The sequence below is a fragment of the Plantibacter elymi (nom. nud.) genome (assembly GCF_900177795.1).
Classification (GTDB): domain Bacteria; phylum Actinomycetota; class Actinomycetes; order Actinomycetales; family Microbacteriaceae; genus Plantibacter; species Plantibacter elymi.
The window spans coordinates 218,511-236,553 of record NZ_FXWJ01000001.1 but is presented as its reverse complement, the minus strand read 5'-3'; the positions used below and the strand labels follow the sequence as shown (position 1 = coordinate 236,553).

Annotated in this window: 19 protein-coding genes and 1 tRNA gene; 13 read left to right on the top strand and 7 right to left on the bottom strand. The window is 66.5% G+C overall.

What is annotated here, in order from left to right:
• The first annotated feature begins 108 nt into the window (after nt 1-108).
• Complete coding sequence (locus tag CCK91_RS01155; protein WP_133059904.1) at nt 109-387, top strand: hypothetical protein; 279 nt, start codon at nt 109-111, stop codon at nt 385-387.
• Nucleotides 380-958, top strand: a complete 579-nt coding sequence (locus CCK91_RS01150) for a hypothetical protein (RefSeq protein ID WP_086472494.1) — start codon at nt 380-382, stop codon at nt 956-958. Before CCK91_RS01155 ends, CCK91_RS01150 begins: the two co-directional genes overlap by 8 nt.
• On the opposite strand, the gene CCK91_RS01145 is transcribed toward CCK91_RS01150, so the two are convergent.
• Both CCK91_RS01145 and CCK91_RS01140 read right to left on the bottom strand, forming a co-directional pair.
• The gene (locus CCK91_RS01145) at nt 955-2,085 is read right to left on the bottom strand and encodes a hypothetical protein (RefSeq protein ID WP_086472493.1); all 1,131 of its coding nucleotides are present in this window, start codon (nt 2,083-2,085) and stop codon (nt 955-957) included. The genes CCK91_RS01150 and CCK91_RS01145 overlap by 4 nt on opposite strands.
• Complete coding sequence (locus tag CCK91_RS01140) at nt 2,082-3,110, bottom strand: helix-turn-helix domain-containing protein (protein ID WP_086472492.1); 1,029 nt, start codon at nt 3,108-3,110, stop codon at nt 2,082-2,084. Before CCK91_RS01140 ends, CCK91_RS01145 begins: the two co-directional genes overlap by 4 nt.
• Nucleotides 3,111-3,371: 261 nt before the next feature.
• On the opposite strand from CCK91_RS01140, the gene CCK91_RS01135 reads away from it, so the two are divergent.
• The 3 genes from CCK91_RS01135 (at nt 3,372) to CCK91_RS01125 (ending at nt 5,301) form a co-directional block, all read left to right on the top strand.
• Complete coding sequence (locus CCK91_RS01135) at nt 3,372-3,764, top strand: helix-turn-helix domain-containing protein (protein ID WP_086472491.1); 393 nt, start codon at nt 3,372-3,374, stop codon at nt 3,762-3,764.
• A 45-nt stretch (nt 3,765-3,809) separates the two neighbouring features.
• Nucleotides 3,810-4,886 carry a DUF3039 domain-containing protein gene (locus CCK91_RS01130; protein ID WP_086472490.1) on the top strand — a complete coding sequence of 359 codons (1,077 nt, stop codon included), beginning with the start codon at nt 3,810-3,812 and terminating at the stop codon, nt 4,884-4,886.
• A gap of 73 nt (nt 4,887-4,959) precedes the next feature.
• Nucleotides 4,960-5,301, top strand: a complete 342-nt coding sequence (locus tag CCK91_RS01125; protein ID WP_133059903.1) for a hypothetical protein — start codon at nt 4,960-4,962, stop codon at nt 5,299-5,301.
• Between the two features lie 209 nt (nt 5,302-5,510).
• Here the strand turns inward: CCK91_RS01125 and CCK91_RS01120 are convergent.
• Nucleotides 5,511-5,597, bottom strand: a tRNA-Leu gene (locus CCK91_RS01120).
• Nucleotides 5,598-5,835: 238 nt separating this feature from the next.
• Here CCK91_RS01120 and CCK91_RS01115 point away from each other — a divergent pair.
• The 7 genes from CCK91_RS01115 to pknB all read left to right on the top strand — a co-directional run bounded on the left by CCK91_RS01115 (nt 5,836) and on the right by pknB (nt 14,762).
• The gene (locus tag CCK91_RS01115; RefSeq protein ID WP_086472488.1) at nt 5,836-6,582 is read left to right on the top strand and encodes an FhaA domain-containing protein; all 747 of its coding nucleotides are present in this window, start codon (nt 5,836-5,838) and stop codon (nt 6,580-6,582) included.
• Nucleotides 6,579-7,115 (top strand): FHA domain-containing protein FhaB/FipA, encoded by a 537-nt coding sequence (locus CCK91_RS01110; protein ID WP_086473110.1) that lies wholly within the window; start codon nt 6,579-6,581, stop codon nt 7,113-7,115. The genes CCK91_RS01115 and CCK91_RS01110 overlap by 4 nt, the downstream gene beginning before the upstream one ends.
• A 4-nt stretch (nt 7,116-7,119) precedes the next feature.
• Nucleotides 7,120-8,364 (top strand): Stp1/IreP family PP2C-type Ser/Thr phosphatase, encoded by a 1,245-nt coding sequence (locus CCK91_RS01105; protein ID WP_086472487.1) that lies wholly within the window; start codon nt 7,120-7,122, stop codon nt 8,362-8,364.
• Nucleotides 8,354-9,751 (top strand): FtsW/RodA/SpoVE family cell cycle protein, encoded by a 1,398-nt coding sequence (locus CCK91_RS01100; RefSeq protein WP_086472486.1) that lies wholly within the window; start codon nt 8,354-8,356, stop codon nt 9,749-9,751. Before CCK91_RS01105 ends, CCK91_RS01100 begins: the two co-directional genes overlap by 11 nt.
• A complete protein-coding gene (locus CCK91_RS01095) occupies nt 9,748-11,223 on the top strand; it encodes a peptidoglycan D,D-transpeptidase FtsI family protein (RefSeq protein WP_086472485.1) in 1,476 nt (491 codons plus the stop codon). Before CCK91_RS01100 ends, CCK91_RS01095 begins: the two co-directional genes overlap by 4 nt.
• A complete protein-coding gene (locus CCK91_RS01090) occupies nt 11,220-12,968 on the top strand; it encodes a serine/threonine-protein kinase (RefSeq protein WP_086472484.1) in 1,749 nt (582 codons plus the stop codon). The genes CCK91_RS01095 and CCK91_RS01090 overlap by 4 nt, the downstream gene beginning before the upstream one ends.
• A 102-nt stretch (nt 12,969-13,070) precedes the next feature.
• Nucleotides 13,071-14,762 (top strand): Stk1 family PASTA domain-containing Ser/Thr kinase, encoded by a 1,692-nt coding sequence (gene pknB, locus CCK91_RS01085; protein ID WP_086472483.1) that lies wholly within the window; start codon nt 13,071-13,073, stop codon nt 14,760-14,762.
• A gap of 193 nt (nt 14,763-14,955) precedes the next feature.
• Here pknB and CCK91_RS01080 read toward each other — a convergent pair whose 3' ends face one another.
• From CCK91_RS01080 to CCK91_RS01075, 3 genes are read right to left on the bottom strand one after another with little or no spacing between them, the layout of a single operon-like run.
• A complete protein-coding gene (locus CCK91_RS01080; protein WP_086472482.1) occupies nt 14,956-15,591 on the bottom strand; it encodes an anthranilate synthase component II in 636 nt (211 codons plus the stop codon).
• Nucleotides 15,588-15,749 (bottom strand): hypothetical protein, encoded by a 162-nt coding sequence (locus tag CCK91_RS19535; protein WP_165766953.1) that lies wholly within the window; start codon nt 15,747-15,749, stop codon nt 15,588-15,590. Before CCK91_RS19535 ends, CCK91_RS01080 begins: the two co-directional genes overlap by 4 nt.
• Before the next feature lie 2 nt (nt 15,750-15,751).
• A complete protein-coding gene (locus CCK91_RS01075; protein ID WP_133059902.1) occupies nt 15,752-16,558 on the bottom strand; it encodes a class E sortase in 807 nt (268 codons plus the stop codon).
• A gap of 78 nt (nt 16,559-16,636) precedes the next feature.
• On the opposite strand from CCK91_RS01075, the gene CCK91_RS01070 reads away from it, so the two are divergent.
• Entirely contained in the window at nt 16,637-16,882 is a 246-nt protein-coding gene (locus CCK91_RS01070) for a cell division protein CrgA (RefSeq protein ID WP_064294026.1), read from the top strand.
• Nucleotides 16,883-17,334: 452 nt separating this feature from the next.
• Here the strand turns inward: CCK91_RS01070 and CCK91_RS01065 are convergent, their stop codons facing one another.
• Entirely contained in the window at nt 17,335-18,027 is a 693-nt protein-coding gene (locus CCK91_RS01065; RefSeq protein ID WP_242664199.1) for a rhomboid family intramembrane serine protease, read from the bottom strand.
• Nucleotides 18,028-18,043 lie beyond the last annotated feature (16 nt).

The window sequence follows — 18,043 nt, the reverse complement described above, 5'->3', positions numbered from 1 at the left end:
CCCATCGGTGGAGCCGTGCGGCCGCGAGACCCGACACGAGCGCGGTAACGCCGGCCTGTTGGCCAATGCGTGTAACGCGTAACCTGGGTTTCGGGTTACACTGGGGGTATGGAAAGCCGCATGGGCGTGAGGTCGAAGCTGCTCTTCAACAACACGCATATGCTGAGCGTTGCCGATGCCATCGGCGCCGGAGACGGTGTCGTGGACTCGAAGAGCCTGCAGGATCGTCTCGGGCTCGGACAGTCGGCGGTGCAGCGTATCCTCGTCGCTTTGGAAGGAGTGGGACTAATGGAGAGGCTTGAACGACAGGCTCGGACAGAGCCCATCCGTTTCCAGCGAGTCACGCACCCGTTCTGGGACGCCGCGCGGGAGCTGGCTTATGCTTGAGGTTTTGCAAGAGTCGGATGCGACGTACCGACACGAGGGCGTGTTCGACCGGTCGCTGTTGACGGTCACCTACTCTGTGAATCTCAACGAGCATGACGCGCGTGTCCGTGCGGGTCGGCGTGAGATCCGGGATGAGTTTCTTCTGGCGGCGTTGCTCAGCGTGCCGGAGGATCAGCTGGGGAAGGTGTCGCCGCGCTTCGAGCGCGTGCTGCGCAAGGCGGATAGTGCGCACCTCGCGACGATCCTCGAAGACCCTGAAGGTGGCCTGTGGGCGCAGCGGCGCGCGCAGCCGGCCGTGGACGTGCAAAGCATCGAGATCACGTCCACGAGCCTGAAGCGCGGGTGCTCCGTCGCCCACCGGTGGGCCGGATACGGCCCACGGACCATAATGACGTCGGCCTCGGCGAGCACGTTCGAGCTCACCGAGGCTTCCCACTATGGGATCGGGCTTCAGACGCCGGATGGCGAGTGCGTGATAATGCCCGCCGCTTTCGTGCCGCAGCGCTGGTCGTCAGCGCGTTGGCGGTTCGCGGAGCTCGTCTACGGACAGTTCCGCGACCTGAACGGCTAGGACGCCTTCGCCCACACGTTCTGGAGGATGGGGTCTACCCGCAGGCTGCGTCCGATGTGCGCCTCGAGCTGCGGGTATGTGTCCAGCGCCCCTGCGACCTGGCTCGCCCACAGTGTCCGACGTGCAGCGGTGCCGAGCCCGACGTATGAGGAGTACAGGCCGTCGAGGTTGACGACGTTGTGATTGTGGCCAGTACGCCGCTCTGCCGGGTCCTCGTGAAGCCTGTCGACATCGGCGCCACGGCAGATGACGCAGAAGCACTGGATCGGGGTCGCGCTCGCGAACCATTCGCGCCGCATGTGGGTGGAACGGACGATGCGGAGCATGTCGGTAAGCAGCATGTGCGGCGACAGATTCTCGCGGTCGCCGACGGGGCCGCCGTGGTGGTCGAACGGGTTCAGGCGCCGAGTGGAGGGGTAGGAGCCGATAGCGGAGGCGATGGCTCCGTGCGCGAGGGCGTCGAAGCCGATGAGGTCCGCGCGGTGGGCGACGACGGGCACGGTTGTCTCCTGGAAGACGCGGCGGTAGGCGCGGGCGCGCTTCACGCTCTCGACAGGGTTGTGCCCGTGAATGAACGTGAGCAGGACCGGGTGGTCGCTGCGGTTGATGACGGCGATGAGCTGCTTGACGTACTGTTCGTCGCTGAGCCAGCCAGCGTAGGCGGGGATCGCGAACATGGTGTCCGTGCGGCCGAGCTTGTTCACCTCGCGGAGCGCGGCCTTCAGCGCGTCGGAGTCGCCGGGCTTGATCTGACCGGTGGGTGTGATCGCGAGGTCGCTGTACACACGCTGCTGGTCGAGATCCTCGCTGAGGGTCGCGGCGGTCAGCTGGAACGGCTGGGTATCGGTCGCCAGGTGCTTGCGCAGCGAGCGGGGTTCGACGATGAGGGGCAGGTCAGGGTTCGCGGCGCGGATGCCCGCGACCTTCGTCACGGCGTCGTCGCCGACCAGGATCGCACCGCCGAAGTTGGTCTGGATCAGCGGCGCTTCACTCTGCGCATTCTGGCCGGCCACATGGAACTGCCGGTCGGTGAGCAGGGCGATGGCGTTGCCGGTCTCGACGCTGCGAGGTGCGATGAAGAGCGGGGTCGGGGCGGTATGGGGGTTGTCGATGACGGTGAAACTCATGATGTCTCCTGAAGGAAGGTCTGTTCAAACTCGCGCGGGTACATGTGGGCAGTGCTCGCAAGCTCCTCGACACTCGCGCCTTCGGCGAGGTACTTGCGTATTGCTGTGGTGAGCGCGGTGGGGTTCTCGCGCTCAGTGGGGTCTGGTTCGCGGCGGTGCATCCCGGTGGTGCTCAGGTGGATGTTCCATTGCCGGTACTCCTGTTCGGTGAGGCGGCCGATGTCCTTGCCTCGCCGGATGAGAGCGGACAGAGAGATCCCCCACCGCCTCTTCAGTAAGAGGAGGGCGTCGAGGCTGGCATCGCTCGGCCACTCCTTCGCGATCTCGGATTCCGGGGCGAGGAACTCCGCGGCGAACGCGTCCGCCTCCGCTTCCTGCTCCTTGTCGGCTTCGGTCTCGTGCATGACGGCGTGGCCGAGCTCATGCGCCATTGTGAAGCGTTGCCGGTCAGCGGGGACGTGGTCACCGATGAGGATCACGGGCACGGTGTCGTCCTGCCAGGACGCGATGGCGTCGACCTGGATGCTCTCCAACGGCCACCGCAGCACCACCACACCGGCTTCTTCGAGGATGGCGACAAGGTCACCAAGAGGTGCTCGACCGAGTCCGAGTTCATCGCGCACATCGCGCGCGACCTCTTGCGGGGTGTTGTATCCGCCATCGAGGTCGTGACGGCGCAGAGACGTGGTCTGATCTCCGACGAGGTCACGGACACGGAGGCGCACGAGCGACAGTTCCGCCGCGACCTTGTTCACGGCGCTCTTCGGGGTGCTGCGCTGCTTGCGGTGGAAAATACGGGCGGGCGCCGTGGACGACTCGGCCGCCCGGAACGCGGACAGCGGGACCATCAGCTTGTCTGCGACCTTGCGCCAGGTCTCGAGATCGAGACGAGCTTCACCCGACTCGACCTTCGACAGGGCCGCCTGGGAGATGCCGACGTCGAAGGCGAGCTGCACCTGCGTGAGCTCGCGCGAAAGACGCAGAGCTGTCAGGAGCTCACCGCGCGCTTGGAGTTTCGAGGTCATGATCCTAGTTTAGCAGAAAATATTCCGATGTGTGGCGCATGTGACATCTGATGCATCTATGACATCTTAGGATCGCCTGATGGTCAGTGCCGCGCATAGGGCGAATATGCCCGAAATGTTCGAATTGACCGATTCCGTGCCATGTGTGACACTTGGGTCATGCGTACACGCCGACGACGGTGACCACTCCCATCCAGCCGCATCCGCCACCCGCCACGTCCCCAGCGTGGCCATCCCCGACAGGATTCGAGGCACACCATCATGCCTAAGCTCGACGCTTCCAGCGTGCCCACGACCGAGATCACCGTCCTGGAGGACGCGTTCCACCAGCTCCCTGACGGCGCGCTCCGCACCACCCTTGAGAACCTCTCCCTCGCGCTTCGCGGGGGCCAGGACACGTTCGTCGTGTCCGAGAAGGAAGACCTAACCCCGGCCGAGGCTGCGAAACTGCTCGGCGTGAGCCGCACGCACCTGTACAAGATCCTCGACTCCGGGGCTCTGGCCTACTACGTTGTCGGTTCTCGCGACCGTCGGATCGCCGCGCCTGATGTCATGGCCTACCGTGCCCGCATGCTGGAGATGCGCAAGAGCCACGCGGAAGCCGCTGCGCACATGGACGAGCTCGACGACCTCGCACTCGACGAGTTCAACTGACCCGAACCTTCGCCCGGTGTCTTCAGCTGTTCGTATGCTGGGGACATGGGAAGAAGTCGCCGGGTAACACTGCGCTGCGCCTCCGAGGATCTGGCCAACGACTGGACCAGCCCGGCAGACCTGGCTGACGTCAGGGAGCTGCGCGAGCTTGCCCAGCGTGCCGTCAGCGGTGACGTCCCAGACTCGGTCGTGCGTGCGCACCTGAAGATGCTGCCGCCGCTGTCGCAGCTGCGCCACCCGTTGATCCTCGCGTTCGATGACCAGTACTCCGGCGACGACGACACCGGGATGCTGCGCGAGACCATCAGCGCCGTCAACGACCGCCCCTGGTTCAAGCAGACGTACTCATCACGGTGGCGAGGAGCGGCTGTCGTGCTCGCAGAGGGCGAAGAGGAGACCGCCTGGCTCGGCGCAGCGGGCTACCACCGTGAGGGGTCCCCCGAAGACTTCTACGAAGAGTTCGGCCGACGCTGCCGCTCCGGCTCCGGCGCGTTCCTTCCCGCCGATGAGGACATCACGCTACGCCGTATCGAGCGGAAGGTCGCTCGTCTGGATGCATGGAAGCTCCAGCTGCATCTCACAGCTCTCGTGCTCCTGGACGCGGCCGTCATCAACCCCGAGAACACTTTCAATACCACCGTGCTGTCACCCGATAGCGCCGAGCTGCTGACCCTGTCGATGACGGTCGTGAACACTGTCGCCCAGGGCGCCACCGCGCGCGAGCTCATCGTCGAGCTTGCCCCCGCGGGGTGGGAGCACCCCGCGCTCTGCAAGATGGCGTCCACCATCGTCACGTCCGCCATCGACCCGCAACCGGAGGCGTGGACGGCCTCCCCTCTGAACGACAACGCCGTATCTCACTGGGCGGTCCTCACCGAGGATGCGATGTCCGCCGCACGTGCGGCCGCCGACTCCGGAGAACTCTCCGCCGATGTGCGCCCCGGCGAGGTCCGGCTCGGCACTGTCGCGCACTACTCACATCGTGATCACATCGCGTACGCCAGCGTCCACGGCGAGGCGATCCGCGCCATGTGCGGCCACTGGTTCGTTCCCACCGCAGATCACGAGACGAAGCCGACGTGCGCGACGTGCCAGGAAGAGTACGCGAACACCCCCGTCTGACCGTCGCGCGCCCTCGTGAACCGGTGACGAGCCTCCCGTGGGGCGGCGTCGCCCGGAACCGTGGGCTTCAGAAGTGGTAGTTCCGTCATCTTCAGCGATACTCGCGGGGACCGCTGAGTGGAAGAAGGCCTACGGTCAGCGCAACCAGGTCGAGTCTGTGAACAAGGGCATCAAGCACACTCGGTTCACCGACCTCAAGTCCGCCGCGAAGCGACCCGGCCGCGGCAAGGCCTACCAGAGCATCGCCACCGCCCTCATGGCAGTCGCGTACAACATTCGCGTGCTCGTCAGAGCTCTCGTGCAAGAGTGCAGGCCGAAGGCCAAGCGGCGGCGGAAGTCGAGGAAGAAGTTCTCCGCCGCGAACCTGGCTAATGTTCGGCCGGCAACAGTCGGGGCGCTCGCACCTCCCGCCTAGTCCGAACGACTCGCTCGCAATCGAAAATCAAGACCGAACAGCCCCTCAAGGGGCTATTCGTCGTGGACACAGAACGCGGCGAGCGCGGATCCGCGATCGCGAACCACGCTGAGGCCCGAAAAAGAAGCGGCGGTTGCCTCGATTTTCACCGAGGCAACCGCCGAACTCGCATTTCATGAACTGATTCGCGTTCTTACGTGAACCCACCCTGGTGCGCGAGGCGGGACTTGAACCCGCACGCCCTTTCGAGCACTGGCACCTGAAGCCAGCGCGTCTGCCAATTCCGCCACTCGCGCGAGACACCAGACGTCACCGCTCTCGCGGCAACTTATCGAGGATAGCACGCGGAGCCCGGGTGGCAGAACACCGGAGATCCGCACCAGGGCAGGAGGAAACGGCCCCGACGGTCCGGCGCCGATGTCGATCTCCTGCTGCCGAGCGGGTGAACACCTGGCGTCGGCGCCCGCGTCGATTGGCCTCGCGTGCAGGCAAACCGTCTAACATTGCCTGGACACCGACACGAATCGAGAGACCGTGGGCATTCTGGACAACTTCGAGAAGGGACTCGAGCGCGCCGTCAACGGCGCCTTCGCGAAGACCTTCAAGTCCGGACTCCAGCCGGTCGAGATCACGAGCGCGCTCCGACGCGAGCTCGACACCAAGGCAGCCGTCGTCTCCCGCGACCGCATCCTCGTGCCGAACAAGTTCACCGTCCGCATGTCGCCCACCGACTTCGAGCGCATGGACACCATCGGTCCCTCCCTCATCGACGAACTCGGCTCGCTCGTCCAGAAGCACGCCAAGAGCCAGGGGTACTCCTTCCCGGGTGCCGTGACCATCAAGCTCTCCGGCGACCGCTCCCTCCCCGACGGCCTCGTCCAGATCGACAGCGTCAACCTCAAGGGCTCCGTCACCTGGGCGCCCGTGCTCGACATCGGTGGCAAGCGCTACCCGATCACGCAGGCCCGCACGGTCATCGGCCGCGGTACCGAGGCCGACATTACGATCCCCGACACCGGTACCTCGCGGAAGCACGTCGAGATCCTCTGGGACGGGAACGCCGGTCAGGCGCGCGACCTCGGCTCGACGAACGGCTCGAAGCTCAACGGTCAGTCCTTCCGCCAGGCGGCCCTCTCCCCCGACTCCGTCATCGAGATCGGCCGCACCAGGATCGTGTTCCGGGTGGTCGCCAAGGCCGGCGGATCCGATCGCCAGATGAGCGATGCGACCCGACGTCACGATGTGTCGTCCTTCGGCGACTCGTGGGGGGACGGCGCGTGAGCGAACTGACCCTGCTGGTCCTCCGCATCGGCTTCCTGCTCCTGCTCTGGACGTTCGTCTTCGGCATCGTCTACGCCCTCCGCACCGACCTCTTCGGACCGCGTGTCCGGAAGCCGCAGCAGCAGTCGTCGAACGGAGCTCCGGCCACCCCGCCGCAGCCGATGCGCGCCGCGACCGCCCCGGCCCCCAGTCGGGCCGCCGCCGGTGGATCGAGCGGCACGCCTCCGCGCGCCACGGTCGAGAACACCTCGCGCCTCGTCATCGTGTCGGGGCCCAAGCAGGGCACCGAGCTCCCCCTCGGCCGCGAGCCGATCACCATCGGCCGCTCAGCGGACTCCGGCCTCATCATCCGCGACGACTACACGTCCACGCATCATGCGCGACTCATGCTCTGGAACGACGAGTGGATGGTCCAGGACCTCGATTCCACCAACGGCACCTTCCTCGCCGGCAAGCGCGTGAGCGTCCCGACGCAGATCCCACTCGACACCCCCGTCAAGGTCGGCCAGACCAGTTTCGAGTTGCGGCGGTAACCCGGTGACGACCAGCGGCGCCGGCGCAGCGCTCTCCCACGTGGGTAAAGTGCGCTCAAACAACCAGGATTCCGGCTACTCCGGGCACCACCTGTTCGTCGTCGCCGACGGTATGGGCGGCCACGCGGGTGGTGACGTCGCCTCGGCGATGGCACTCAACCGCATCATCGAAGCCGACGAGCCGTATCCTTCGTCCGAGGCCGCAGAGGCGACGCTCCAGTCGGCGATCCTCGCGGCGAACTCCATCCTGGGCGACACGGTCTCGAAGCACCGCGAGCTGACGGGGATGGGCACCACGGTCTCCGCGCTCGCGGTCATCGGCAACGAGGTCGCGATCGCCCATATCGGCGACTCCCGGATCTACCTCTTCCGTGAGGGCGAGCTCAGCCAGATCACCGTCGACCACACCTTCGTCCAGCGCCTCGTGGACTCCGGCCGGATCACGGCCGAGGAGGCGATGGTCCATCCCCGCCGGTCGGTGCTGATGCGCGTCCTCGGCGACGTCGACGCCTCCCCCGAGATCGACACGATGACGCTCGGGACGCAGCCGGGTGACCGCTGGATCCTCTGCTCGGACGGTCTCTCGGGCGTGGTCGACGAGACGCACATCACCGCGACCCTCACCGAGAAGCTGTCAGCGCAGCGCACTGCCGAGAAGCTCGTCCGGCAGAGCCTCGACCGCGGTGCCCCGGACAACGTCACCGTCGTGGTCGTCGACATCGTCGACGAGCCGGTGAGTGACGGTGAGCCCGTCGTCGTCGGTTCGGCCTCGAAGCCCGTGGCCTTCGCACTCACCCCGTCGGTGAAGAAGCCGTCGCTCATCCCGAACAGCTGGCTGCACCCCGGCCGCGTCACCTCGCTCGGCAACTCCCACTTCGAGCCGGCCTCCGAGGACTACCTCGACGAGCTCATCGAAGAGGACGAGCGTCGCGCGAGACGTCGGCGTATCACCTGGCTCGTCGGCCTCATCGTGGTCATCATCGCGATCGTCGGCGGGGTCGTGCTCGGGTACGCGTGGACCCAGACCAGGTACTTCGTGGGCGGCGACGACGACACGGTGGTCATCTACCAGGGGATCCAGCAGGACGTCGGCCCCATCAAACTCTCGAACGTCAAGGAGGACACCGGCATCCCGCTCGGCTCGCTCTCCGACTTCGACCGCCAGGCCGTCGACCAGACCATCAGCGCATCCTCGTTCACCGAGGCCCTCGACATCGTGAAACGTCTGCGGGTGACCGATGACCAGTGACGTCGCAGCCCCCATCCAAGCCGACACCGGCGTCATCAAGACGATGCGCCGACTCCGGCTGCCGAAGAAGCTCCGCAACCTCGAGCTCGCGCTCCTCATCTTCGCGTTCGCCATCAACGCGGTCGCGGTCATGCTCGTGCAGCTCGGCGCCCTCGGGCACCTCGATTTCGCCCTGATCACGTTCGGCTCGGGCCTGTCACTCCTGGTCCTCGCCTTCCACATCGTGCTGCGCTACACCGCGGCTGAGGCCGACCCCTTCCTGCTACCGATCGCCACCGTGCTCGGCGGCATCGGCATCGCCGAGATCTACCGGATCGACATCGCCCTCGGCGACTCCGGTTGGGCGAGCGCCGCGGTCCGACAGATGGTCTGGAGTGCGATCGCGATCGCCGGCGCCATCGCCGTGGTCCTGATCATCCGCAACCACCGCGTCCTGTTCAAGTACACCTACATCGCCGGCCTCTTCGCCTTCGTCCTGCTCCTGCTGCCCCTGCTGCCGGGCATCGGTCGCGAGGTCAACGGCGCCCGGGTCTGGATCGGCATCGGCGACGCCGTCACCTTCCAGCCCGGTGAGATCGCAAAGATCGCGCTGGCCGTGTTCTTCGCCGGTTATCTCGTGCGCACACGCGACAGCCTGTCGATGGTGGGCAAGAAGTTCCTCGGGGTCCAGTTCCCCCGGCTGCGCGACCTCGGCCCGATCCTCGTGGTGTGGGCGATGGCGATGGGCGTGATCGTGTTCCAGCGCGACCTCGGAACCGGTCTGCTCTACTTCGGCATGTTCCTCGTCATGTTGTACGTCGCGACGAGCCGCGCCAGCTGGATCATCATCGGCTTGACGATGTTCTTCGCGGGTGCGTTCATCGCCGGTCAGACCCTCTCCTACGTCGCCGGTCGCTTCCACAACTGGTGGGACGCCTTCAACCCGGAGGTGTTCGACCGCGACGGCGGCAGTTACCAGCTGGTGCAGGGCATCTTCGGCCTCGCCCACGGCGGACTGCTCGGCACCGGGCTCGGCCAGGGCATGCCCGAGATCACCCCCGTCCCGCAGAGTGACTACATCATCGCCAGCCTCGGTGAAGAGCTCGGTCTCGCCGGCCTCTTCGCGATCTTCGCGCTCTACCTGCTACTCGTCTCGCGAGGCTTCCGAGTCGGCTACGCCGGTACCGACGACTTCGGCAAGCTCCTCTCGATCGGCCTGGCGTTCACGGTCGCACTGCAGGTCTTCGTCGTCGTCGGCGGCGTGACCCGCATCATCCCGCTCACGGGACTCACCACACCCTTCCTGGCGGCCGGCGGGTCGTCGCTCGTCGCGAACTGGATCATCATCGCCGTCCTGCTCCGCATCTCCGACACTGTCCGGACCCAACCCAAGGCGGTGGTCTCATGAATCGCGAACTCAAGCGGGTGAGCATCGTCGTCCTGGCGATGTTCCTGGCGCTCTTCGGGTCGACCACGATCATCCAGATGTTCCAGGCCGACACCCTGAACGCCGACGGTCGTAACACCCGGACGCTCTACGACAGCTACCGGACGGAGCGGGGCCCCATCCTGCTCGCGGATGGAACCGCCATCGCCTCGTCCGTCGCGAGTGACGACGAGTACAAGTACCAGCGTGTCTACGCGAACGGCCCGCTGTATGCGCCCGTCACCGGCTACTTCTCGCCCACGCAAGGGTCTTCCGGGCTCGAACTCGCGACGAACGACCTCCTGAGCGGCACGTCGAACTCGCAGTTCCTCGACTCCATCAACCGCCTCATCTCCGGGCAGGCCCCGAAGGGTGCCGCGGTCGAGGTCACCATCGACCCCGTCGTGCAGCAGGCCGCCTTCGACGCGCTCGGCGACCAGGAGGGCGCGATCGTCGCCATCGAACCGAAGACGGGCAAGATCCTCGCTTCGGTGTCGAGCCCCGGGTACGACCCGAACGTCCTCGCCAGCCACGACAACGCCGCCGTGCTCGACGCGTACCGCGCCCTCGACGACGACGACCGCCAGCCGCTTCTCAACAAGGGCGTGGACGGCGACCTCGATCCACCCGGTTCCACCTTCAAGCTCGTCACGGCCGCTGCGGCGTTCGCTTCCGGCGACTACACGCCGGAGTCGGAGTTCCCGAACCCGTCCACGTACACCCTGCCCGGCACGAGCACCGTCATCCGCAACTCGGAGGGCGGGAGCTGCGGCGGCGGCGCGACGGTCTCCATCGCGACAGCCGTCGAGCTCAGCTGCAACATCCCGCTCGCAGAACTCGGCGTCGAACTCGGCTACGAGAAGATCCGCGACATGGCCCAGAACTTCGGCTTCAACATGGACGTGAACATCACCGGAACCGGGCTCAACCCGATGCCGATGCAGCCGAGCACGTTCCCGAACGCGCTGAGCGACGACCAGACGGCCATGGCGGCCTTCGGGCAGTACACCGTCCGCGCTTCGGCACTCCAGATGGCGATGGTCTCGGCAGGGATCGCGAACGGCGGCATCGTCTGCAACCCGCAGCTGGTGAACCGGGTCGTGAACCCGGATCTGAGCGTCCTCAAGGAGTTCGAACCGGCGCAGTTGTCGCAGCCGATCTCGAGCTCGGTGGCTCAGGAGATCACCGACATCATGGTCCAGGGCGTCCAGAGCGGTGCTGCGACTAATGCAAGAATAGACGGGGTCGATGTGGCTGGAAAGACAGGCACGGCGCAGAACGGATCGGACGATCCGTACACGCTGTGGTTCACCGGTTTCGCGCCTGCGGACGACCCCAAGGTCGCCGTGGCGGTCGTTGTTGAAGATGGCGGTGGACTCGGTCAGGACGGTTACGGCAACCTCGTGGCCGCGCCGATCGCGAAGAAAGTACTAGAGGCGGTGCTGAATAAATGAGACCGACAGCCGGGCTGACCTTCGGGGGTCGCTACGAACTGCAATCTCGTATTGCGATCGGTGGTATGGGCGAGGTGTGGCAGGCCACTGACCTGGTCATCGGCCGGACCATCGCCATCAAGATCCTCAAGGACGAGTACATGGGGGACCCCGGGTTCCTCGAGCGGTTCCGTGCCGAGGCACGGCACGCCGCACTCGTGAACCACGAGGGCATCGCCAATGTCTTCGACTACGGCGAGGAGGACGGCAGCGCCTTCCTCGTGATGGAACTCGTCCCCGGTGAGGCCCTGTCCACCGTGCTCGAGCGCGAGCGGGTCCTCCCCACCGACAAGGTGCTCGACATCGTCGCGCAGACGTCCTCGGCGCTGCAGGCCGCGCACGCGGCCGGCCTGGTCCACCGCGACATCAAGCCGGGCAACCTGCTCATCACGCCGGACGGCCGCGTCAAGATCACCGACTTCGGCATCGCCCGCATCGCCGACCAGGTGCCGCTCACGGCGACCGGTCAGGTCATGGGCACCGTGCAGTACCTCTCGCCCGAGCAGGCGAGCGGTCACCCCGCCTCGCCGTCGACGGACATCTACTCGCTCGGCATCGTCGCGTACGAGTGCCTCGCCGGGCGCCGTCCGTTCACGGGCGAGTCGCAGGTCGCCATCGCGATGGCGCAGATCAACGAGCAGCCGCCGGAGCTTCCCGTCACGATCGCCGAGCCGGTCCGCCGGTTCGTCATGTCGATGATCGCGAAGAACCCGGTCGACCGTCCGGCATCGTCCGCCCACGTCGCGCGCGCCGCCCAGGCGCTCCGTCGAGGCGACCTCAACGCCGCGGCTGCAGCCGTCCCGATGATCCTCGGCGGTGCCGGCGACGCCGCGACCACCGTCATGGACCAGACCCGCCGGATGCCCGCAGCCGACGACGCGACCACGCAGTTGCTCTCCGCCGCCGAAGCGGAGCAGCTCGAGGACGACGTCGAAGGCGAGGGCGAGAAGAAGCCACGCAGCAAGTGGACGTGGCCGCTCATCGGTCTCGTCGCCCTGCTCGTCATCGTGCTGGTCGGCTCGTTGATCGCGGTCTTCGCCAACCAGGGCAGCGATGCCGGGGGCAAGACGCCGTCGGCGACCACGTCGTCTGCACCCCCGAAGACGAAGACCCCGACTCCGACGTCGTCGCCGACGCCGACGGTGTTCCCGATCAACCTGAGCGACCTCCAGGGCCGGTCCTTCGACGAGCTCAACACGATCTTCAGTGCTGCACCGTACAACTTCAGCGTCTCGAAGAACGTCGGGAACGCCGCCACCACGCCTGAGCAGGTCGACACCGTCTACGACGTGAACCCCACGGGCAACGTCAAGACCGGCTCGGCAATCACGCTCACGGTGTACGGCGAGATCGCCGTGATCAACGCGCCGACGGAGGCGCCCAAGTTCGATCAGTCCGCGCTCAACGACGGCGGACAGCTCGAGATTCCAAAGGACGCCGCATCCACGACCATTCGAATCGACTGGCTCGCCGTGCAGAACGCCTGCCCGAGCGGCACCGACTTCCTGGGCTACACCGTCTCCGTCACCGGAGGAACGTTCCAGAACAACTCCTCTGGTGAGTTCGACGCGAACACGACGTTCGGCATGGTCACGGTGGACACCCCTGGTTCGCTGTCGGCGACGTACGCCGTCCGGTGCAGCACCGGCACCTCGTCTGGTTCCCCTGCGCCCACGCCCATCACGGTCGTCAAGGCGACCTCGTAGTCATGCTTCGACGAGTGCTCTCAGGGTCATCCCTGAGAGCACTCGAAGGGTGCCCGGGTAAGCTGTTAGTGTTTGTCCTCCAAGCGAATTCAGGGGTGGTACGTGGCTGACGATCAACGCCTGCTCGCAGGCCGATACGTCGTCGGCGACCTCATCGGTCGCGGGGGCATGTCGAACGTCTTCCGCGGCGTGGACACCAAGCTCGGTCGCACCGTCGCCATCAAGGTCCTGAAGTCCACGCTCGCCACCGACCCCGCGTTCCGCTCCCGTTTTCGCCAGGAGGCGCAGGCCGCCTCTCGGATGGCCCACCCCACCATCGTCCGCGTCTATGACGCCGGCGAGGAGCGGGTGAAGGACGGATCGGGGCACGACCTCATCGAGCCGTTCATCGTCATGGAGTATGTCGAGGGGCGCATGCTCAAGGACCTCATCGCCGAGGGCCCCGTCGAGTCCGAGGAGGCCGTGCGCATCGCGCACAGCATCCTCACCGCGCTGGAGTACTCCCACCGAGCCGGCGTCGTGCACCGCGACATCAAGCCGGGCAACGTCATGATCACCTCGGCCGGCGACGTCAAGGTCACCGACTTCGGTATCGCGCGCGCCGTCTCCGATTCGTCCACGACGGTCGCCCAGACGACCGCCATCCTCGGCACGGCCGCGTACTTCTCTCCCGAGCAGGCCAAGGGCGAAACGGTCGACGCCCGGACCGACCTCTACTCCACCGGCGTCGTCCTCTTCGAGATGCTGACGGGCAAGGCGCCCTTCCGCGGCGACACCGCCGTCGCCGTCGCGTACCAGCATGTGAGTGAGCGCCCGGTGAAGCCGAGCTCGATCAACCCGAAGGTGTCGCCGGCGCTCGACCAGGTCGTCCTCCGAGCCCTCGCGAAGGATCGCTTCGAGCGGTACCAGAGCGCCGTCGAGTTCCGTGAGGATCTCGACGAAGCCGGAGCCGGCCATGTTCCGGTCCGACGCGACGACCACGACTCGCTGTTCGGCCCGTCGCCGACGGCGGCGTCCAGCACCGAGCAGGCGATCCGTCAGCTCACCTCGGACGACACCGTGACGCGTACCCAGCGCCGGCCACCGGTCGTGTGGATCTGGGCGGCCATCGCCGGTATCGCCGTCATCCTGTTCTCGCTCGTGTTCTGGGTGGTCCAGCTCCCACCCGCGACGAGCATCTCCACGGACTCCCGAGAGGTCCCCGACCTCGTCGACGCCACGTGGGAGAGCGCGAACAGCACGATCGAACAGCTCGAGCTCGTGCCCACCAAGTTCGACGAAGCGAGCAGCGACTACAAGGCGGGTCACGTCATCCGCACCGACCCGCCCGGCGGGACCACGGTCACGAAGAACACGCAGATCAAGGTCTACGTGTCGACCGGCCGTGCGCAGGTCGAGGTCCCCGACGTCGTCAACCAGTCCTCCGAGGCCGCGTGGGCCGCGGTCGCAGCCGCCGGCCTCACGCAAGGCTCCGTGACCCGGGAGAACTCGCCGACCGTGCCGGCAGGTGTCGTGCTGCGGATGGATCCCGGAGCGGGCACCTCCGTCGACCAGGGCTCCACGGTCAACCTCGTCGTCTCCAGTGGGAACGTCACGCTGACGGACGTCGTCGGGCAGCCGCTCCTCGACGCGACGAACTACCTGCAGGATGCGACGAGGCAGTTCACCGTGCAGCCGCAGGCCGACGCGACGTGCAAGGCCGTCGCCGGCGACCCGGTCACGGCCATGTCACCCGCACCAGGCGACATCCCGCAGAAGTCCGTCATCACGCTCACCTACTGCACCGGTTCGTAGACGGCGCTGATTCCGGAGTCTGTCGAAGGACGGTCCCTGAACAAGCTCTCCGGTCCCTGAACAAGCTCTCCGGTCCCTGAACAAGCTCTCCGGTCCCTGAACAAGCTCTCCGGTCCCTGAACAAGCTCTCCGGTCCCTGAGCAAGCTCTCCGGTCCCTGAGCAAGCTCTCCGGTCCCTGAGCCTGTCGAAGGGTTACCGGGTCATGAGCGGGCTCAGCCCTCGCGCCCGCTGATGCGCACCCGTGAGCCCAGTCGTCTCGAGCCAGTTCGCCAGAAGCTGGTAGCCGCCCTCGGAGAGCACCGACTCCGGATGGAATTGCACGCCGTGGATCGGGGCGTCCCGGTGCTGCAGCCCCATGATCACGCCGCCGGTCGTGCGGCTCGTCACGACGAGCTCCTCCGGCACGGTGCCGTCGACGACGGCGAGCGAGTGGTATCGCGTGGCGTTGAACTGCTGCGGGATGCCGCGGTAGAGGACACTATCGTCGTGTTCCACGAGCGAGGTCTGCCCGTGCATGAGCTCGCCAGCGGTGTGCACGGTCGCTCCGAACGCCTCCGCGATCGCCTGGTGGCCGATGCACACCCCGAGGAGCGGTGTCCCAGTGCGGTGCGCCGCGTGTACGGTGGCCATCGAGATCCCAGCGTCGGAGGGCCGACCGGGTCCGGGGGAGACGAGCACGCCGTCGAACTCGCGGATCATGCCCTCGAGGTCGGCGAGGGCGACGCCGTCGTTCCGCACGACGACGGTCTCGGCGCCCAGTTGTTCGACGTAACCGTTCAGCGTGTAGACGAAGCTGTCGTAGTTGTCGATGACCAGGACGCGGGTCATTCGTCGCCGACGGTCACATTCTGATCGACAATGAACGAGTCCACGTAGGGGAACACCCAGGTGAAGAGCGCAGCCACGACCGCGACGAACAGGACGACGAGGATCAAGATCCTCAGCCACACGGGTCCGGGCAGGACCCTCCAGAGTGCGCCGTACATCGTCAGCCTCCAGCGGCCGCGACGGACGCGGCGATCTCGGCGGGCGGCCCGGCTGACAGCGGCTGCCAGGACTCGTACACCGCGTAAGCGATACTGCGTTCCGCCGTCGAGTAGAGCGGGTTGCAGGTGGTCAGGGTGAGGATGCGCTGCGTCGGTGCGACGCCGTCGACCTGCGGGACGGGGTTGAGGACGTCGACCTGGGTGGGCAGCACGTAGGTGATGTTCCGGAAGACGTAGGTGTAGTAGCCGTCGGCCGTCTGGACGTAGACCTTGTCGCCGATCTGCAGGTCGCTGATCAGGGTCATCGCGCCGCCGTAGGCCTTGCGGTGACCGGCGACGACGAAGTTGCCGACCTCTCCGGGCATCTGGGTGCTCGGGTAGTGACCGACGCCGAGGTCGAAGCTGTTGAGGACGGTCGCGGTGTCGACACCCTCGGCCACGACGCGGCGGTAGTCGGCGCCGTAGCGGGGTACGTAGAGCACCGCGAACGGGTCGCCCGGCGCGGGGCGGGCGGTCACGGGCGGCTCACCGTAGTTCGGCGCGCCGCTCGCGTCGACGGTCGGTTCCGGCGCGGGAGCGGTCTCGGCGTTCTTGATCCACTCCTGCGACTGGCTCGACGCGGCGTTCGCCTGGCTGCCGGCCATGATCATGTCGTTCCACCAGAGCTGCCAGGCGAGGAAGAGCAGGACGACCATGCCCGCGGTGATGAGGAGTTCGCCGGCGACCCCGAAGACGCTGATGCGGTGCTTCGACGGCGCACTCCGCTCAGCGGCGCGTGCGCTCGCTCGCGAAGGTAGGTCGTCGGTCACGCATGGATTCTACCGAGAAGAACTCGGGATCGGCTGATCCCCGAGGCACCGATTGGGGTGAACAGGTAGAATGTCGGCATGGCACGCACGAAGTCACGAAGCAAACCGTCCCGCGAACCCGAGCAGACGAGCGGCGAACCCGCACCGAACGCGGTCTGGTTCAAGCCGGTCATGTTCGGCTTCATGCTCCTCGGCCTCGCCTGGATCGTCGTCTACTACCTGAGCGGCACGTTGCTCCCGATCCAGTCGCTCGGCCCGTGGAACATCCTCGTCGGCTTCGGCATCGCCTTCATCGGCTTCCTCATGACCACCAGGTGGCGCTAGCCTCTCTCACTTCACGTCGTGCACAGCGGGTCGTCCTCTCGGACGGCCCGCTGTTTCGTTGTACCCGGCAGCCGACGAATCGAGTTCTCCACAGGAGTGTGGAGAACTTCCCAGTTATCCACAGGCCGGTGTGGAGAACCGCAGGGAGTCCCGGAAACACGGGGAACCACACCCATGTAATTATCCCCAGTGTTCATAACTCTGTGGATAACTCACCCAACCTTCAACGTCTGCTCCATGGTTGCGGATCACCGCCGACCGCACCACCGGCCACGCTGGCCGCCGGGTAGCACCCGCTCACCGGGCCTCGCCGGCCCACCGGACCGAACCCGGTCACTCAGCCGGGCTTGGCCGCTGAACCAAATCCGGTCACTCAGCCGATCCCGGTCACTCAGCCGATCCCGGTCACTCAGCCGATCCCGGTCACTGAGCCTGTCGAAGTGCGGCCCCGCTCAGAGCAGGGCGGGTAGCAGGCTGGCGCCCACGAGGACGACGCTCAAGGCGCCGATCAGGACCGCCTGGAGTGGCTGCTGGGTGCGCTTGCGGGTGTTGACGAGGATGAGTCCGACGAGGGCGCCGCCGATGAGACCGCCCAGGTGGGCCTGCCAGGCGATGTTCACGCCGGGGATGAAGCCGATGACGAGGTTGATGCCCAGGAGCACCAACAGCCCGCGGGTGTCGGCACCCATGCGTCGCTGGATGACGAGGAACGCGCCGAGCAGCCCGAAGATCGCGCCGGAGGCGCCGACGACGGCCGTCCTCGGGTCGGCGAGGAACAGGACACCGACCGAACCGGCGAACCCGGCGACCAGGTAGAGCGCGAGGAACCGCCAGTGCCCGAGCATGGTCTCGAGGATCCGTCCGAAGATCCAGAGCGTGTACATGTTCAGCAGGATGTGGAAGATGAAGCCCTGCGAGTGCACGAACACGGCGGTCAGCATCCGCCAGGGCTGGAAGGCACCGTACGACGGATCGGAGTACACGCCGGCGTAGAGGAGCGCGTTCGTGACGCCCAGCCCGGGGATCCACTGCAACAGGAACACGAATGCCGTCACGGCGATGATCGCGTACGTGACGATGGGGGAGGAGTTGCTGATCCTCGCGCCGAGCCGGTTGCGAGGGGCGCTCTGCCGTTGCGCTTTCATGTCCTCCGGACAGATG

Coding starts and splice junctions, on each gene's coding strand:
- CCK91_RS01155 (WP_133059904.1), top strand. CDS start 109: ATGGAAAGCCGCATGGGCGTGAGGTCGAAGCTGCTCTTCAACAACACG.
- CCK91_RS01150 (WP_086472494.1), top strand. CDS start 380: ATGCTTGAGGTTTTGCAAGAGTCGGATGCGACGTACCGACACGAGGGC.
- CCK91_RS01145 (WP_086472493.1), bottom strand. CDS start 2,085: ATGAGTTTCACCGTCATCGACAACCCCCATACCGCCCCGACCCCGCTC.
- CCK91_RS01140 (WP_086472492.1), bottom strand. CDS start 3,110: ATGACCTCGAAACTCCAAGCGCGCGGTGAGCTCCTGACAGCTCTGCGT.
- CCK91_RS01135 (WP_086472491.1), top strand. CDS start 3,372: ATGCCTAAGCTCGACGCTTCCAGCGTGCCCACGACCGAGATCACCGTC.
- CCK91_RS01130 (WP_086472490.1), top strand. CDS start 3,810: ATGGGAAGAAGTCGCCGGGTAACACTGCGCTGCGCCTCCGAGGATCTG.
- CCK91_RS01100 (WP_086472486.1), top strand. CDS start 8,354: ATGACCAGTGACGTCGCAGCCCCCATCCAAGCCGACACCGGCGTCATC.
- CCK91_RS01095 (WP_086472485.1), top strand. CDS start 9,748: ATGAATCGCGAACTCAAGCGGGTGAGCATCGTCGTCCTGGCGATGTTC.
- CCK91_RS01090 (WP_086472484.1), top strand. CDS start 11,220: ATGAGACCGACAGCCGGGCTGACCTTCGGGGGTCGCTACGAACTGCAA.
- CCK91_RS01080 (WP_086472482.1), bottom strand. CDS start 15,591: ATGACCCGCGTCCTGGTCATCGACAACTACGACAGCTTCGTCTACACG.
- CCK91_RS19535 (WP_165766953.1), bottom strand. CDS start 15,749: ATGTACGGCGCACTCTGGAGGGTCCTGCCCGGACCCGTGTGGCTGAGG.
- CCK91_RS01070 (WP_064294026.1), top strand. CDS start 16,637: ATGGCACGCACGAAGTCACGAAGCAAACCGTCCCGCGAACCCGAGCAG.
- CCK91_RS01065 (WP_242664199.1), bottom strand. CDS start 18,027: ATGAAAGCGCAACGGCAGAGCGCCCCTCGCAACCGGCTCGGCGCGAGG.